At 63.7% G+C, this 16,453-nt stretch carries 12 protein-coding genes and 3 pseudogenes; 4 read left to right on the top strand and 11 right to left on the bottom strand.

The genetic code is table 11. The annotated features are described in order from the left end of the window. Window positions 1-319: 319 nt before the first annotated feature. Window positions 320-920 (bottom strand): annotated as a pseudogene (locus AC629_RS06065) (TetR/AcrR family transcriptional regulator). Window positions 921-1,122: 202 nt separating this feature from the next. Here AC629_RS06065 and AC629_RS06060 point away from each other — a divergent pair. Together AC629_RS06060 and AC629_RS06055 are read left to right on the top strand one after the other, a co-directional pair. Further along, window positions 1,123-2,367 carry an efflux RND transporter periplasmic adaptor subunit gene (locus AC629_RS06060; protein ID WP_084803836.1) on the top strand — a complete coding sequence of 415 codons (1,245 nt, stop codon included), beginning with the start codon at window positions 1,123-1,125 and terminating at the stop codon, window positions 2,365-2,367. A gap of 145 nt (window positions 2,368-2,512) precedes the next feature. Beyond that, window positions 2,513-5,701, top strand: a complete 3,189-nt coding sequence (locus AC629_RS06055) for an efflux RND transporter permease subunit (protein ID WP_084803835.1) — start codon at window positions 2,513-2,515, stop codon at window positions 5,699-5,701. On the opposite strand, the pseudogene AC629_RS06050 reads toward AC629_RS06055, so the two are convergent. From AC629_RS06050 to AC629_RS06005, 10 genes and pseudogenes are all read right to left on the bottom strand, one after another. Then, window positions 5,698-5,850, bottom strand: a pseudogene (locus AC629_RS06050) (sulfite exporter TauE/SafE family protein); the annotation flags it as partial. The gene AC629_RS06055 and the pseudogene AC629_RS06050 overlap by 4 nt on opposite strands. Window positions 5,851-5,924: 74 nt before the next feature. Beyond that, the gene (locus AC629_RS06045; RefSeq protein ID WP_074119198.1) at window positions 5,925-6,173 is read right to left on the bottom strand and encodes a DUF6894 family protein; all 249 of its coding nucleotides are present in this window, start codon (window positions 6,171-6,173) and stop codon (window positions 5,925-5,927) included. Between the two features lie 96 nt (window positions 6,174-6,269). Then, window positions 6,270-7,241 carry an AraC family transcriptional regulator gene (locus tag AC629_RS06040; protein WP_084803834.1) on the bottom strand — a complete coding sequence of 324 codons (972 nt, stop codon included), beginning with the start codon at window positions 7,239-7,241 and terminating at the stop codon, window positions 6,270-6,272. Window positions 7,242-7,569: 328 nt separating this feature from the next. Further along, window positions 7,570-8,082, bottom strand: coding sequence for a hypothetical protein (locus tag AC629_RS06035; RefSeq protein ID WP_084803833.1), 513 nt, complete (start codon window positions 8,080-8,082; stop codon window positions 7,570-7,572). Window positions 8,083-8,181: 99 nt separating this feature from the next. Further along, window positions 8,182-8,628, bottom strand: a complete 447-nt coding sequence (locus AC629_RS06030; RefSeq protein WP_084803832.1) for a MaoC family dehydratase — start codon at window positions 8,626-8,628, stop codon at window positions 8,182-8,184. 385 nt (window positions 8,629-9,013) lie between these two features. Beyond that, window positions 9,014-9,436 carry a hypothetical protein gene (locus tag AC629_RS06025; protein WP_084803831.1) on the bottom strand — a complete coding sequence of 141 codons (423 nt, stop codon included), beginning with the start codon at window positions 9,434-9,436 and terminating at the stop codon, window positions 9,014-9,016. 12 nt (window positions 9,437-9,448) lie between these two features. Further along, entirely contained in the window at window positions 9,449-9,670 is a 222-nt protein-coding gene (locus AC629_RS06020) for a hypothetical protein (RefSeq protein WP_074119203.1), read from the bottom strand. Window positions 9,671-9,777: 107 nt separating this feature from the next. Next, window positions 9,778-10,596, bottom strand: coding sequence for a lytic murein transglycosylase (locus tag AC629_RS06015; protein ID WP_084803830.1), 819 nt, complete (start codon window positions 10,594-10,596; stop codon window positions 9,778-9,780). A gap of 129 nt (window positions 10,597-10,725) precedes the next feature. Beyond that, window positions 10,726-11,532 carry a shikimate dehydrogenase family protein gene (locus AC629_RS06010; protein WP_084803843.1) on the bottom strand — a complete coding sequence of 269 codons (807 nt, stop codon included), beginning with the start codon at window positions 11,530-11,532 and terminating at the stop codon, window positions 10,726-10,728. Between the two features lie 5 nt (window positions 11,533-11,537). Beyond that, window positions 11,538-13,245 (bottom strand): annotated as a pseudogene (locus AC629_RS06005) (flavin-containing monooxygenase). Between the two features lie 177 nt (window positions 13,246-13,422). Between AC629_RS06005 and AC629_RS06000 the strand changes: the two are divergent. Continuing rightward, window positions 13,423-15,048, top strand: a complete 1,626-nt coding sequence (locus AC629_RS06000) for a long-chain fatty acid--CoA ligase (protein ID WP_084803842.1) — start codon at window positions 13,423-13,425, stop codon at window positions 15,046-15,048. A 98-nt stretch (window positions 15,049-15,146) separates the two neighbouring features. Further along, window positions 15,147-16,358: an acyl-CoA dehydrogenase family protein gene (locus AC629_RS05995; RefSeq protein ID WP_084803829.1), complete on the top strand. Its 1,212-nt coding sequence runs from the start codon at window positions 15,147-15,149 to the stop codon at window positions 16,356-16,358. The last annotated feature ends 95 nt before the right edge of the window (window positions 16,359-16,453 follow it).

Raw genomic sequence — 16,453 nt, 5'->3', positions numbered from 1 at the left:
CCACAAGCAAAACGGAAACCGCCGGCACCCCGTACCAAAAGAAACCGCCGAAACTCAAAAGCCAAGCTCGCCCCAAGTCAGAAACGAGTTTTGCAACACAATCGAGCGCAAGGCGGACCTCGCTGCTTCCGAAGCTGAAACGATAGATTTACGAGTACGCGCCTTGGATCCTTACTAGCTGTATAGCTCGCGGCACAATCCAATCAGTAATTGGGCCTGCGTTTCGAGACTTCGAGGCGGAACAGTTCCAACCGTATCAGGCTGCAACATCCAATCTTGAACCTTCCCCTCAATTCGTTCGTCGGCCACTCCAGCATCTTCAGGAGCCCGACTGCGCCTCGACTGCCTGCACGGCTACGCTCGCCACCTGCCGCAGCGCTTCCCGATCCGCGCCCGAAGACGCCATCACGCCCATGCCGACGGAGACGGCCGAGACGTAACGCGCGAGCGCTGCGGGGTCCGCGCTCTCCTTGAGATCGCCTTCGGCCTTGGCGCGGATGAAGCGGTCGCGAAGCTGGTCTTCGTTCTGGGCGCGGCGGCGGGCGAGTTCGAAGGGAACGTTTTCAGAGCCGGTGCCGCACGCGATGCCGCCCTGCACGAGCAGGCAGCCGGGAGGATTGGCAGGATCGGTCTGCTGGTCGGCGATGCCCACCAGCATCCGCTCGGCAACGTCACGGGCGGTCGGTGCAGCGACGACCTCGTCCATCCAGACACCGCGCAGTTTGGTGTAGCGGTCGAGCGCGGCCTTCAGCAGGCCCTCCTTGTTGCAGAAGCAGGCGTAGAGGCTCGGGGGGATTGATGCCCATCGCCTCGGTGAGCTGGGCGATCGTGGCGCCCTCATAGCCATGGCGCCAAAACACCTCCATCGCCCGGTCCAATGCCGCCTCGGCGTCGAATTCGCGAGGGCGTCCCATAGCCATGTGCCTGTCCTCCTTCTGAATCGGCGTCGTATTTCGCTCTAACGCCTGACTCTATCTATTTGTTCTGGCTTAATTTTTCCTACCGTCTCCCAATCGCCGCGGTATGCGAGTACAATTTTCTTAGTGAATGGTACATAAGTATCTTGCACTGCGACATCCAGCTCCACATTTGTAGCGCCCACTACATATCTGGAGCGCGCAAATGCATCCCTCCCAAATTACCTCCCGCACCGGCCGTGTCCGCCGTTTTCTCGGCGGCGTCGCCATCGTGGGCGCCCTCGCCGTGGCCGGTTCAATCGCGACCGGTCACTATTTCCACGCTGCCCAGGCGACCGCAACGGCCGCTGCAGCTGAACAAGCCGTCTCTGTCACCGTCGCGATGATCGAGCCGCGGCAGACCGTGCTGTGGGACGACTTCTCGGGCCGGCTGGAGGCCATCAACCGCGTCGAGCTTCGCCCGCGCGTCGCGGGTGCAATCCTTTCGGCCAACTTCACCGAAGGCGCGCTGGTAAAGGCCGGCGATGTCCTGTTCAAGATCGATCCGGCGCCTTACGCGGCCGAGGTCGACAAGGCCAACGCCCAGCGCGAGGCGGCGAAGGCGCGCGTGGTGTTCACCCAGAGCGAGCTCGAGCGCGGCGCGCAGCTCGTCGGCAATGCCGTGGTCACGCGACGCGACTACGACCAGCGCGACAACGCCAATCGCGAAGCGATCGCCAACGTGAAGGCGGCCGAAGCGACGCTCCAAACAGCAAGGCTCAATCTCGACTACACCGAGGTGCGCGCGCCCGTTGACGGCCGCGTCGGCAAGATCGAGGTCACCGTCGGCAATCTCGTCGCCGCCGGCACCGCCTCCCCGGTGCTGACGTCGCTGGTCTCGGTCAATCCGATCTACGCGTCCTTTGATGCAGATGAGGAGGTCGTGCTGCGTGCGCTGAATTCGATCGCAGATACCTCCGGCAAGCGCGGCAATCTCGACCAGATCCCGGTGGAGATGGCGACCTCCGGTGGCCTTTCGGCCAAGGGCCACATCCAGCTCATCGACAACCAGGTCAACGGTCAGAGCGGCACCATCCGCGTCCGCGCGGTGTTCCAGAACGAGGACGGACGTCTCATCCCCGGCCAGTTCGCACGCGTGCGCATGGGCCAGCCCAAGCAGCAGACCCTCGTGATGATCGACGAGCGCGCGATCGGCACCGATCAGGACAAGAAGTTCGTGATGGCGGTCTCTGACGACAGCCGCGCCGTCTACCGGCCGATCACGCTCGGGGGCGCGGTCGATGGGCTTCGCATCGTCACCGCGGGCCTGAAGCCCGGCGACCGCATCGTCGTCAACGGGTTGCAGCGTGTGCGTCCCGGCGCCCTCCTCAAGACCGAGGTCGCACAGATGGGCGAGCGCGGGCCACAGCAGGCCTCCAACCACAGCAACCAGGACGTGGTGCAGCGTTAGTTACTCATCCGGGGAGGCGCATGACGCGCCCCCGGAAACTCGAAGTTATTCAACTCTCAGGACATCACTTCTGGATTCCGGGTTCGCGGGCTTGGCCCGCGTCCCGGGATAACGGGGAAGCTGTCTCTCGTGCAGGGGCAAAGCCATGAATCTCTCAAAGTTCTTCATCGATCGTCCGATTTTCGCCGGCGTTCTTTCGGTCCTGATCTTCCTTGGGGGCCTGATCTCGCTGTTCGCGATGCCGATCTCTGAATATCCCGATGTCGTGCCGCCCTCCGTCGTCGTGCGCGCGACCTACCCCGGCGCCAATCCCAAGGTGATCGCGGAAACGGTCGCGACGCCGATCGAGGAGCAGATCAACGGCGTCGAGAATATGCTGTACATGTCGAGCCAGGCGACCACCGACGGCGCAATGACGCTGACGGTGACGTTCCGGCTCGGCACCGACCCCGACAAGGCGACGCAGCTCGTGCAGAACCGCGTGCAGCAGGCCGAACCGCGGCTGCCGGCCGTGGTGCGCCAGCTCGGCATCATCACCAAGAAGTCCTCGCCCGACCTGACCATGGTCGTGCATCTGCTGTCGCCGAACGGCCGCTACGACACGACGTACTTGCGCAACTACGCGGTGCTTAACGTCAAGGACCGGCTGGCGCGGATCGACGGCGTCGGCGACGTGCAGCTCTTCGGCGCCGGCGACTATTCGATGCGGGTCTGGGTCGATCCGCAGAAGGCCGCCGAGCACGGGCTGACCGCCAGCGACATCGTCAAGGCGATCCAGGCGCAGAACGTCGAGGCCGCCGCCGGCGTCGTCGGCTCCTCCCCGAACGTCAAGGGCATCGACCTGCAGCTCTCGGTCAACGCGGAAGGCCGCCTCGCCAACGAGGAGCAGTTTGGCGACATCGTGGTCAAGACCGGCGTTCGCGGCGAAGTGGTGCGCTTGCGCGACGTCGCGCGTGTCGAGCTCGGCGCCTCCGGATACGGCCTGCGCTCACTGCTGGACAACAAGCAGGCGGTGGCGATCCCGATCTTCCAGGCGCCCGGCTCCAACGCGCTCCAGATTTCCGACCACGTCCGCGCCACCATGGCCGAGATCAAGAAGAACATGCCGGAAGGTGTGTCCTACCAGATCGTCTACGATCCCACCCAGTTCGTGCGCTCCTCGATCGAAGCGGTGATCCACACGCTGCTGGAAGCGATCGCGCTGGTGGTGCTGGTGGTGATCCTGTTCCTGCAGACCTGGCGCGCCTCGATCATTCCGCTCTTGGCAGTGCCGGTGTCGATCGTCGGCACGTTCGCGGTCATGCACGTGTTCGGCTTCTCCATCAACGCGCTCAGCCTGTTCGGCCTGGTGCTGGCGATCGGCATCGTCGTCGACGACGCCATCGTCGTGGTCGAGAACGTCGAGCGCAACATCGAAGGCGGACTGTCGCCGCGCGACGCCACCTATCAGGCGATGCGGGAGGTCTCCGGCCCGATCATCGCGATCGCCATGGTGCTGATCGCGGTGTTCGTGCCGCTTGCTTTCATCTCCGGCCTCACCGGGCAGTTCTACAAGCAGTTCGCGCTGACGATCGCGATCTCGACCGTGATCTCGGCCGTCAACTCGCTGACGCTGTCGCCGGCTTTGTCCGGCCTGCTGCTCAAAGGCCATAACGAGCCGAAGGACCGGCTGACGCTGATCCTCGAGAAGGCACTGGGCTGGTTCTTCCGCGGCTTCAACAAGGCTTTTGGGCGCTCCTCGGAGAACTACAGCGGCACCGTCACCAAGGTGATATCAGGCAAGGCCGCGGTGATGGGGCTCTACGTGGTCCTGGTCGGCCTGACCGCCTTGCTGTTCCAGCAGGTGCCGGGGGGCTTCGTGCCCGGTCAGGACAAACAGTATCTGGTCGGTTTCGCGCGCCTGCCCGATGGCGCGACGCTCGACCGCACCGAGGAGGTGATCCGCAAGATGAGCGACATCGCGCTGACCCAGCCCGGCGTCGAAAGCTCCGTGGCGTTCCCGGGCCTGTCGATCTCCGGCCTCACCAACTCCTCCAATGCCGGCATCGTGTTCTCGACCCTGAAGCCATTCGACGAGCGCAAGGATCCCTCGCTGAGCGGCCCCGCGCTCGCGGCCGAGCTGAACAAGAAGTACGCCGGCATCCAGGAAGCCTTCATCGCCATGTTCCCCCCGCCGCCGGTCAACGGCCTCGGCACCATCGGCGGCTTCAAGCTGCAGATCGAGGACCGCGCCGGCCTCGGCTATGAGGCGCTGAACGAGGCGACGAACGCGTTTATGGCGGCGATGCAGAAGGCGCCGGAGATCGCCGGCGTGTTCTCGAGCTTCCAGGTCAACGTTCCCCAGCTCTTCGCCGACATCGACCGCACCAAGGCGCTGCAGCTCGGGGTGCCCGTGACGGAGGTGTTCAACACGCTGCAAATTTACCTGGGCTCCTACTACGTCAACGACTTCAACAAGTTTGGCCGCACCTACTCGGTCTACGTCCAGGCCGACGCGCCGTTCCGCGCCCGCGCCGACGACATCAGACAGTTGAAGGTGCGCTCGTCGTCCGGCGACATGGTGCCGCTGTCGGCGCTGCTCAAAATCCGCCAGAGTGCGGGACCTGAACGGGCGATCCGCTATAACGGCTTCCTGTCGTCCGACATCAACGCGGCTGCCGCTCCCGGCTTTTCCTCCGGTCAGGCGCAGGAAGCGGCGACGCGGATCGCAGCAGAGGTCCTGCCGCCCGGCTTTGCGTTCGAATGGACCGACCTGACCTATCAGGAGTTCATCGCCGGCAATTCCGGCCTCTGGGTGTTCCCGCTGGCGATCCTGCTGGTGTTCCTGGTGCTGGCCGCGCTCTATGAGAGCCTGACCTTGCCGCTCTCGATCATCATGATCGTGCCGATGGGCCTGCTGGCGGCGATGTTCGGCGTCTGGATCTCGAAGGGCGACAACAACGTCTTCACCCAGATCGGATTGATCGTTCTCGTCGGGCTTTCGGCCAAGAACGCGATCCTGATCGTCGAATTCGCGCGCGAGCTCGAAATCGCCGGCCGCACGCCGATCCGGGCTGCGATCGAGGCGAGCCGGCTGCGGCTTCGCCCGATCCTGATGACGTCGATGGCGTTCATCATGGGCGTCCTGCCGCTCGTGCTTTCGACCGGCGCCGGCTCGGAGATGCGGCGGGCCATGGGCGTCGCCGTGTTCTCCGGCATGATCGGCGTCACCGTGTTCGGCCTGTTCCTGACGCCGGTGTTCTATGTGCTGCTCCGGACCGTCACCGGCATGAAGCCGCTGACGCACCACGGCAGCGACACCAGCGCGGCGCCGGTCCAAGGCTTGGGGCACTAGATCGGCGAGATACCCGACACCAACAGAAAAACGAGCACGGTCTTGCGAAAGACCGTCTCGTTGACGCGGTGAAAGGCAATCACACCGAGCGCAGAGCCGGCGAACAGTGCCGGCAGGCTGATCGCAAGGTCGACGAAGACCTTCGACGAACTTAGCTCAAGACGAACCGATGCCTGTTTCGTTTCGCAGTGATGCGCAGTTGCGACAATCTCCCCAGGGACGGTCACGCCTCGTCCCAGCCGACCTTCTCCGCGCTTTCCGACCAGACGGCGGCGCGATAGATCTCGCGTCCGCCGTCATCTCGGACACGGATCCAGGCATCGCGATCGCGCAGATCGTCACGCCAGACAAACAGGTGTCTCGCCATTTCGTCGGCCACGACGAAGGTCGCCTTGGCTTGCTCGAAGACCATACCGCCCGGGTCGATCTTCACGACATTGCCGACCAGGAGATCGAAGAAGAAACGGCGCATTCAGGACTCCGACTGCCAGCGCCGATCGAAACACGACGTCATCATGTCAAATCTCTCTTTGAAATCGACAGTTTGCTGAAATTCAGTTGCGTGCGGTCACAGCGCCTCGCCGCTCCTGACGCCGCTCGGCGTCGCGCCATAGGCCCGCCGGAAACAGCGGTTGAAATAGGAGATATCGCCGAAGCCGGCGTCGTAAGCGATCGAACTCACCGGGCGTCCGGCGAAGTCCGGCTCGCGTAGCATGCGATGGGCGCGCTTGAGACGCTGGTCGGTCAGGAATGACGAAAAGGTCTTGCCATCGGCTTCGAACAGACGCTGGAGATAGCGTGTGGTCAGGCCAAACTCCTGCGCCACGGTGGCGACCGAGAGGTTCTGCCAGCAATTGTTGACGATGAAGGATTTCACCTTGCGCAGCCGCGCGGCCCTGACGCCTCGACGTCCGGCCAGTTCGTGAACCTCATCCGTCGCCCCGAGAACGCGCGCCATCAAATCGTGCACATGTGCAACGCCAAGCTGGCGCAATGCGGGCACCGCGAACGCTCGCTCACGCACCAAAGACATCGCGTAGTCGACGAGAAGGCGAAGCCCGGCGGTGTGCTCCGGTATGATGCGCATTACCGCATCGTCGAGATCCACGATCATGGGCGCGAGCACCCGCCGCGGGACGCGCAGCGATAGACAGTTTCCGAGCGAGAACCGTTCGCAGGTCGCCACATCCTCCGCGCTCGTCAAGACGGCATCACCAGCTTGAAGCCGCAAATCACGTCCTCGCGCGGATATCCCGACGACGCCGGATCGATTGACCATCAGGCCAAGGCTGTCGTCTCCGCCGACAACCAGTTCCTTGGTGCGGATCACCCGCGCTCCGATCAGCCCGCCGATTACCAGCTTAGCGCCAGGCAAGCCCAGGGACGTAAGGCTCGCCGCGAACGGCTTTACTTCCGTTGCTTCGATTTCCGCCTTCAGCACGCCGCGGCAGTAGAACTCGCGCAGCAGCGGTACACGTTCGTCTTCAGGAATGTCGTTCGTTGAAACATTGAGAATGGAAAATTCTTCCTTGCCGCTCACTACAATCTCTCCAACCGACGAGCAGGCTCGACCACGCACTGTTGTCTCCTCGCATTCGCGTTCGGTGCCGACGCGCACTATTCCGTGGCGCACACTGCCCTCTCATTTCAAGTGGCGCCATATACGAAACCCTCAAAGGACACGCGTCCTGCGTTTGGGGGACCTGACAGCCATGCTCATCACAATGGATTGAGATCGCATCGTCTCACGGCTCGCGCTGTGAAATGAATCACACAGCGCCGCCGCCACTGCTCGTTCGCTGTGCAAACGGTGCGGTGAATCCGGCGGCGATCTTCACGAGATATGCCTGCCTGCCGGTGCCGGAAATTTACTTCCGGTTCTCCTCGCAGAACTTCAACGCGGCGAGCGCCTCGCCGGCGCGCGGGATCTGCATCTCGATGCTGTCGTCGTCATCGTTCTCGAAGTCGAGCGTGAGGCGCTTGGCCTTCGAGAGCCGGTCCATGATCGACTGGTCGTACTCGAAGATGCCGCGCACCGTAGTCTTGTCCATGACCTCCCACTTCGCCTTCTTCATGATGTGGGCGTCATCGGTGCCGACGTCGGCCCGGAGGATCTCGCCGACCTTGTCCCATTCCCAGCCGTCGTAGATGATCACGATCACGATCGCCTTCTCGGAATAGGTGATCACGATGATGTAGTCGCGGTTCTCGTCTTCCTTGTCTTTGTAGCCGCGACTCGCATTGCAATGCGTGTCCTGCGTTCGCTTCTCGATGGTCCAATCGCCGACCTTGGATTGCTGGGCATTGGATTGTTGGGCAAGCGCAGGCCCGGCGCCGAGTGCGCCTGCGAGCAGCCCGGCGAAGAGAGGAAACCGTTTCATGTCAGCCTCCGGCGTATTCCCCGGGCTGAGATGACCACCTCCGCCGGAGGCCGGCAAGGCTTCAGGCCACGGCAAGGCAGGTGGCAGAGGGCCTGTCTGCTACCCCCGCCGCGGCACGATCGCGATCGGGGTGAAGGTGTAAACCTCCTCGCCGTTCTGGTTGAACATCGTCCATTTCACCAGCGCGATACCCTGCGGCTTTGACTTCGACGGCGTCAGGCTCATGACCTCTCCGACCAGATGCAGACGGTCATTGGGCCGCACCGGAAGCGTCCAGCGCAGCCCGTCAACGCCCGCGCCAATCAGCGGATGCCGCCCGAAGGGGCGGATCTGGACCGCGAGGTTCATGGCGATCGCGGCGGTGTGCCATCCTGACGCGGCGAGCCCCTTGAACAGGGTTTCCTTGGCAGCCTCGTGGTCGAGGTGCATTGGCTGCGGATCGAACTCGCTGGCGAAGCGCTTGATGTCGGCCTCAGTGACCTCAATCTCGGGGGATTTGAACCGCATTCCGATGGTGAGATCGTCGAACCACTCGACCTGCGCCATGATGTTGCCTCGCAATGTGATGCCGCCTCCGAAGACACGCGGCTAAAGGGATTGAGCAACAACGGGATGTAGCTGCTTCGCAGCGCACAAGCCAGTCCAGGGTTCCCGGCGAAACCCCTTTCCCGGTACGACGAAATATGCCTGAAACGGATAGCCGGTTATGTGGTTGTCAAAATCATACAGGGACGGCCACCATGCAATTCCTTATAGACCTGATCCGGGACTATTCCCGCTGCTGGCACCTCGCCGCCCTTACGCCGCAGGAGGACGAGCTATGATCGAGCTGATCGCGGGCGTGCTCGCCCTTTGCAGCATCGGCGTCTTCGCGGCACACGCGGTGGATGCCTATCGCACCACGCATTACTGATCGCCGCATCTTCCCGGGCTAGAACGGCCGCCGGTAGAAGTGCTCCGTATGCGTTGCCGGCGGAAACCGGTTGGCGAGCGCCAGCGCCGCTGTCTCGCTCGTCTCGAGTGCGATCTTCTGTGCCAGCATCACATCGCCCGGCACGAGGAAGCCCGACGGAACAAAACACCATCCCATCGTCGCACGCCCATTGTGGTCGATTTCGTGAACATTGGCGGCCGTGCCGTAGTGAATGCGATACGTCCTACCCGTGTCGCATCCGATGACGTCGAAATACCGGTGCTGCTCGAACTGCGCGCGCTGCGCCGGCGACAGCCATTCGGCCAGAAGCCGGCGGCCGCGCGCATCCGGCGTATTCTCGCCGAAGAACCGCCGATAGAGTTCACGCAACGCATGCAGGCGCGCTCGCGCCGGCGCGCGGAGCCAAACTGCGCCGATCATGAGCAGCTCAGATCAGCCGCCGACCAGGCGGGGATAGAACAGCGTCTCATGCGCGGTCGGATCGAACGATCGGATCTGGGTCACTTCACCCGGCCCGGTTCGCAGCGCGGCGGTAAAACCGGCTCCGGTCAGCTCACGAAAGCGCCGCTCGGCCCGTGCCAGCGCTTCGGCATTGTCGGGATCAAACTCGTGGCGCGTGTCGCCGGTTCGGTCCATCACGATCTGGGTTGCCATATTGAGTCTCCTCATTCCCAGCCCTCCCCCCGATCAAAGCAAACCTCGTGCCGTAGGTTCCCCAACGCAGAAACTTTCTCCTGTGCGGCCGAGGACTTCGTGCCGCCTCAACGCGAAGCGGCCGTCCCTCCTCCCTCGTCGATCTGCCGTCCCATCAGTGCGATTGCCTTCTGATAGACGCCAGCAGCATTCCAAGCCTCGATCGCGGCGAAATTCGGTTCGCCCGGCTGGTAACCGGCTCCTGCGCGCCAGCCATGAGCCCTAAGGAAGTTGGCCGTCGAGCTCAGCGCGTTGGCCGCAACATCGAGGTTACCGGTGCCGTAGGCCAGAATGTTCTTGGGCATGAACTGGGTCTGGCCGACCTCGCCGTGCATGGAGCCGCGGGTGGCACCCGACAGCGTGCCGCGATCGATCAGCTTCAGCGCGGCATAGAGCTGATCAGTGAAGAATTCGGGACGACGGCAGTCATATGCAAGGGTCGCGATCGACGAGAGCATGTTCTGGTTGCCGCGCTGGCTTCCGAAGCCGGTCTCCATGCCCCAGATTGCGATCAAAGGTCCGGGCGGGACGCCGTAACGCTGCTGAATCGAGGCGAACATGGCGCCCTGCGACTGCTTGAGCTGCCGCCCCCTGGCGACGATGGTGGTGGCGCCGCGCTTGGCGAGGAACTGATCGAGCGATAGCGAGAAGCTGCGCTGGCCGCGGTCGGCTGCGATCGTGGCGCTCGCATAGTGGGTCTGCATCAGCGCCGAGATTGCGGTCTGGCCGATGCCCTTGCCCTGTGCCTCAGCGCTGAACTCACGTTTCCAGGCTTCAAAACCCGCCGGCGAGCTGCCGCATTGCGCCGCCTTGGCGGTCGGCGCCAAAGAGAGAAGCAGCACCGTTGCGCCGATCATCGCCGTCGCAAGCGCCTTGGCCCTGGTCATTCCTTGTTCCTCTCTCTGGGGGCGCGACCGGATTGCGCCGGGCCCATGATCCTACGTCAGTAGCGATCGCTCAAGCCCCAACCGGAGCAATCGGTGCAGGCAAGGCCCCTTGACATACGCGACGGTCGCTCACTCTCCGCCGTCGCGACCGAGCAGGAAATCCACCATGATGCTCTGGTGCTGCTCATACATATCCGTGCCGGTCGCCGTGACGCAGCCGACCTTGCGGGCCGCTGCGATGAAGGGCGAGACCTCGGGCCTGGTGATGACGCAGCCGCAATAGGCAGACGATGCAAGCCGCGCGACATCAACCGGCAGCGGGTCGCCGTCCTTCATCCCGGCGGGTGTCGCATTGGCGACGAAATCGAAGCCCGCGGGATCGCTCGTGCCGATCCGCACCGGCGCCCTGCCGAGCCCGTCGAGCTGGCCGACCAGCGCATCACGGCGCTCAGTCGCGCTGTCGTGAACTGCGAGCTCGCTCACGCCGGCCTCGACCAGCGCAAGTGCGATCGCCGATCCGGCGCCACCTGCGCCGACGAGGAGTGCCCGCATGCCCTTCGGATCGATCCCCTTCGCCCGCGCCGCGCCGACGAAGCCGAGGCCGTCCACCATGTCGCCATGCCATGAGCCGTCAGCGCGCCGACGCATCAGGTTCACGGTGCGCAGGAAATGTGCGCGTTCCGTCGCGCTCGTGCAGGCCTGGTAGCAGGCAAATTTGTGCGGGATGGTCACGACGATGCCGTCGAGGTTTTTCAGCCGCGTTGCCACCGAGAGGAAGTCCGGCAAATCAACTGGCGCGACCTGGACCGGCACGAGAATGCCATCATGCCCCCGTGCCGCAAAGGCGGCCGTCACGCCTGCGGGCGAGCGCACCTGCGCGGTGGGATCTCCGACGATGACGTAGAGCCGCGTAGCGCCTGATGGCGCCGGGATCATGCCGCTCAAGCGGGAACCGGGGTGCCGCCCGCCTCCGCCGCGGATCCGTAGGTCATTTCCAGGCCATCCAGATCGCCTTCCTTGCGCCACTTGTCGAGCAGCCGCAGGAACGTCACCGGCCCGCGCCAATATTGGCTGTTTCTTGCCGCGATCGGATCGAACACGCCCTCGTTATTGTAGTAGCCGGGCGTGCATTCGGCGAGATAGGTCTGGCGGCCGAGCGCGGCTTTCACGACCTCCTCCACCCAGGCGCTCTCGGCGGCGAGCGTCGGCTCCAATGTCCGGGCGCCGCGCTTTCGCACCTGATCGATCACATAGGCGATGTGCTGCGATTGCTCGTCGATGATGTGCGGGAAGTTGGCGCTCTGGCCGGCCTGCACCGTGACGATCAGGAAGCAGTTCGGGAAGCCGCGGCTGTAAGAGCCGTGCAGCGTCTTGACGCCGTCCCGCCAACGCTCGGACAGGCTCATGCCGCCGCGGCCGTAGACCTCGAAGCCCATGCGGCGGGCGTAGTCAGTGCCGACCTCGAAACCGCTGGCATAGATCAGGCAGTCGAGCTCATAGGCCTTGCCATCGATCACGACAGCGTTCTCGGTGATGCGCTCGACGCCCTGCCCTTTGGTATCGACCAGATGCACGTTGGGACGATTGAACGTGTCGAGATATTCGTCATGGAAGCACGGCCGCTTGCAGAACGCCTTGTACCAGGGCTTCAGCGCAGCCGCGGCCGCCTCGTCCTTTACGATAGCGTCGACGCGGGCGCGGATCTCATCCATCTTGCGGTAGTCGGCCCGCTCGATGACCTTCAGCGCCTCCTCCATCGAGGTCACAGGCTGGGCCTGGCGCCGCGGCGCCAGCAGGATCTCGCCGAGCAATCCGGTCCAGCCGTCCTGCACCAGATCCCGTCGCGGACCGGCCGAGATACGGCACGCATTGCACGGCGGTCGCACCGGTGCCGATGATGCCGACGCGTTTGTCGGCAAGGCCGGTGAGACCACCATCCGCGCTGCCGCCGGTGTAGCCATAGTCCCAACGGCTGGTGTGAAAGCTGTGTCCCTCAAAGCTCTCAATGCCGGGAATGCCCGGCAGCTTCGGACGGCTGAGTGGCCCGCCGGCCAGGATGACGAAGCGCGCGCGGATGCGATCGCCGCGATCGGTCTCCACCAGCCAGCGCCCTTCCTGCTCCTGCCATTCCATGCGCGAGATGACGGTCTGAAACAGCGTGCGCTCGTAGAGGCCGAAATGACGGCCGATGCGGCGGGAGTGCTCGTAGATCTCCGGAGCCCGCGCATATTTGCGCACCGGCATGTAGCCGGTCTCTTCCAGCAGCGGCAGGTAGATGTAGCTCTCGGTATCGCAGGCCGCGCCGGGGTAGCGATTCCAGTACCAGGTACCGCCGAAATCGGCAGCCTTTTCCACGATGCGGAAGTCATCGATGCCGGCTTCGCGCAAACGCGCGCCGCAGAGCAGACCGCCGAAGCCGCCACCTACGATCAGCACTTCGGTCTGTTCGCTGACAGCCTCGCGCGCGAATCCGGGATCGGCCCAGGGATCGTCGAGGTAGCGGCCGAAATTGCCTGTTACCTCGACATATTGCGCCTTGCCTTCGGCGCGCAGACGGCGGTCGCGCTCGTCGCGATAACGCGCACGGAGCGCCGCAATATCAACCGTAGATTCGCCGGCTGCACCGGTCTTGTGTCTTTCCGCTGACATCCATTTCCTCCACGGCGGACGCTGCTTCGCGAGGCAGCGCGCAGCAGTTAGCCCTGAAAAAGTGACGCATGCAATCACGTCTGCCGTTTTTTGCGTGAACGTCACGTGGCGTTCCGCTACCGTGCGCGCAAATCACGAGCGTACGCCATGCAACGACATGGCGGTCTGGAGGAGACCATGCAGGGATTGATGATGGACATGCCGCTCCTGATCAGCGGCCTGATCCAGTATGCTGCCGACTATCACGGCGAAGCCGAGATCGTCGCGCGCGAGATCGAGGGCGATATCCATCGCTACACCTATGCGGACGCCCATCCGCGCATCAAGCGCATGGCGCTCGCCTTGAAGCGGCTCGGCATGAAGCCCGGCGACCGCGTCGGCACGCTGGCCTGGAATACCCACCGTCATTTCGAGATGTTCTACGCCGCGCCGGGCATGGGCTACGTGTTGCACACCATCAACCCGCGGCTGTTTCCCGAGCAGCTCGTCTACATCATCAACCACGCCGAAGACCGCCTGCTGTTCATCGATCGCGCCACGCGGCCGATCGTCGAGGCGATCGCGCCGCAGCTGAACACGATCGAGGCCTTCGTCGTGATGTCCTCGCGCGAGCGGATGCCGGAGACGAAGCTTGCGAACGTGCATTGCTACGAGGAACTTCTGGAGAAGGAGAACGATACCGGCTTCACCTGGCCGGAGTTCGACGAAAAATCCGCATCCACCATCTGCTACACCTCGGGCACGACGGGCAACCCGAAGGGCGTGATTTATTCGCACCGCGCCGCGATCCTGCAGACCATGACATGCTGCAATTTCGACTTCCTGCCCGGACATGTCGAAGGCGTGCGCGAGGTGATGATGCCGATGGCGCCGCTGTTCCATGGCAATGGCTGGAACATGCCGTTCACCGCGCCCTATACCGGCTCGAAGCTGGTGCTGCCCGGCCGCAACTACGAACCCGACAAGCTCTACGAATTGCTCGAAGGCGAGAAAGTAACGCTCTCCGCAGGCGTGCCGAGCTTCTGGCTGATCCTGCTCGACTGGCTGGGGCGGACCGGCAATAAATTCTCCACCCTGCGCGCAACGCTGTCATCGGGCTCCGCGCCGCCGCGCGCGATGGTCGAGAAGCTCAAGCGCGACTACAACATCGACTATATCCAGGCCTGGGGGATGACCGAGGCACTCGGCTGCTCGATGCCGGGCTTGCGGCCTGGCTCGGAGCATCTCGGCGACAAGGAGAAATTCGATCGGCGCCAGGTGTCCGGCCGCGCCTGTTTCGGCACCGCCTTGCGCATCGTCGACGACGGCGGCAACGAGCTGCCGCGTGATGGCAAGACCGTCGGCCATCTGCGCGCCCGTGGTCCGTGGGTCGCCTCCGGCTACATGAAGCTCGACGAGGGCCTCGACCGCGACGGCTGGCTGATCACCGGCGACATGGCCGTGATCGATCCGCAAGGCCACGTCACGCTCACGGACCGCTCCAAGGACGTGATCAAGTCCGGCGGCGAATGGATCTCCTCGATCCAGCTCGAGGACATCGCCTTGTCTCATCCCGACGTTCTGCAAGCTGCCGTGGTCGCGATTTCGCATGAGAAGTGGCAGGAGCGCCCCCTGCTCCTCGTCGTCCGCAAGAAGGGCGCGACCGTCGACAGCAAGGCGCTGCTCGACCACATGCGCCCGAAGATCGCGAGCTGGTGGATGCCGGACGCCGTCGAATTCCTGGACGAATTCCCGATGACCGGGACCGGCAAGGTGCTCAAATCTGCACTGCGCGAGAAGTTTAGGGACTATCGCGTCGCCTGAGCCGTTAGCCGATCGCGCGCCGGCGGCGCCTTCCCCAGCCCGGACTATCTGGAGATCGGCGCGATCCGGCTGCCGTCCATAGATCAAGGAGACGAAAGATGCTCTACCCGATGTCGCCAAAAGTCGTCGAGCTCAAGCGCAAGCTCGAAAGTTTTATGGACCGGCACATCTATCCAAACGAGGAACGCTTCTATCGCGAGGCGGAGGAGCTCGGGCCGTGGAAAGTCTATCCTGTCGTCGAGGAGCTGAAGCCGCTCGCCCGCGCCGAGGGCCTCTGGAATCTGTTCCTGCCGGAGTCGAGCCGCGGTGCGGGCCTCACCAATCTCGAATATGCCCCGCTGTGCGAGGTGATGGGGCGCTCGCATCTCGCGCCCGAAGTGTTCAACTGCTCGGCGCCCGATACCGGCAACATGGAGGTGCTGGAGCGCTATGGCACCGAGAAGGACAAGGAGCGCTGGCTAAAGCCGCTGCTCGCTGGCGAAATCCGCTCCTGCTTCGCCATGACCGAGCCCGCGGTCGCATCGTCCGACGCGACTAATATCGAAAGCTCGATCGTGCGCGACGGCGACCATTACGTCATCAACGGCCGCAAATGGTACACGACCAACGCGACCGACCCGCGTTGCAAGATCTGCATCTTCATGGGCAAGACCGATCCGGACAATCCGGACCGCCACAAGCAGCAATCAATGATCCTGGTGCCGATGGAGACATCAGGCATCGAGGTGAAGCGCCCCCTCCCCGTGTTCGGCTTCTACGGCGTGCCCGACCGCGCATCCGAAGTCGTATTCACCAATGTGCGCGTGCCCAAAGAGAACATGCTGCTTGGCGAAGGCCGCGGCTTCGAGATCGCGCAGGGGCGCCTCGGCCCCGGCCGCATCCACCACTGCATGCGGCTGATCGGTCTTGCCGAACGGACACTGGAGAAGATGTGCCGGCGCGTCCGCAGTCGGGTCGCCTTCGGCAAGCCGGTCTCGGAACAGACGGTGACGCAGGAGCGCATCGCCGAAGCGCGCATCATGATCGAGCAGGCGCGGCTGCTGACGCTCAACGCCGCCTATGCGATGGATACGGTCGGCAACAAGGTGGCGAAAGCCGAAATCGCGATGATCAAGGTCGCCGTGCCCAACATGGCCTGCCAGATCATCGACTGGGCGATCCAGGCCCATGGCGGCGGCGGCACTTCGAACGATTTCGGTTTGACGCAGGCCTATGCCACCGCGCGCCTGCTACGTCTTGCCGACGGACCGGACGAGGTGCACAGAAACCAGATCGCGCGGTTGGAGCTGAAGAAGTACTCGAACGCGTAGACGAGCGCGCGCCTGACAGCGCGGCGCTCCCCTTCCCTTCTCCCCGTGTGGGAGAAGGTGGCATAGGCGGCCTTTGGCCGCCGTTCTAAAGAACG

Source organism: Bradyrhizobium sp. NAS80.1, assembly GCF_001908205.1.
GTDB lineage: Bacteria > Pseudomonadota > Alphaproteobacteria > Rhizobiales > Xanthobacteraceae > Bradyrhizobium.
This window is presented reverse-complemented; position numbering and strand designations above follow the sequence as displayed.

What these genes read in the sequence shown, in the direction of transcription:
- AC629_RS06060 (WP_084803836.1), top strand. Translation starts at nt 1,123, where the DNA reads ATGCATCCCTCCCAAATTACCTCCCGCACCGGCCGTGTCCGCCGTTTT.
- AC629_RS06055 (WP_084803835.1), top strand. Translation starts at nt 2,513, where the DNA reads ATGAATCTCTCAAAGTTCTTCATCGATCGTCCGATTTTCGCCGGCGTT.
- AC629_RS06045 (WP_074119198.1), bottom strand. Translation starts at nt 6,173, where the DNA reads ATGCGCCGTTTCTTCTTCGATCTCCTGGTCGGCAATGTCGTGAAGATC.
- AC629_RS06035 (WP_084803833.1), bottom strand. Translation starts at nt 8,082, where the DNA reads ATGAAACGGTTTCCTCTCTTCGCCGGGCTGCTCGCAGGCGCACTCGGC.
- AC629_RS06030 (WP_084803832.1), bottom strand. Translation starts at nt 8,628, where the DNA reads ATGGCGCAGGTCGAGTGGTTCGACGATCTCACCATCGGAATGCGGTTC.
- AC629_RS06025 (WP_084803831.1), bottom strand. Translation starts at nt 9,436, where the DNA reads ATGATCGGCGCAGTTTGGCTCCGCGCGCCGGCGCGAGCGCGCCTGCAT.
- AC629_RS06020 (WP_074119203.1), bottom strand. Translation starts at nt 9,670, where the DNA reads ATGGCAACCCAGATCGTGATGGACCGAACCGGCGACACGCGCCACGAG.
- AC629_RS06015 (WP_084803830.1), bottom strand. Translation starts at nt 10,596, where the DNA reads ATGACCAGGGCCAAGGCGCTTGCGACGGCGATGATCGGCGCAACGGTG.
- AC629_RS06010 (WP_084803843.1), bottom strand. Translation starts at nt 11,532, where the DNA reads ATGATCCCGGCGCCATCAGGCGCTACGCGGCTCTACGTCATCGTCGGA.
- AC629_RS06000 (WP_084803842.1), top strand. Translation starts at nt 13,423, where the DNA reads ATGCAGGGATTGATGATGGACATGCCGCTCCTGATCAGCGGCCTGATC.
- AC629_RS05995 (WP_084803829.1), top strand. Translation starts at nt 15,147, where the DNA reads ATGCTCTACCCGATGTCGCCAAAAGTCGTCGAGCTCAAGCGCAAGCTC.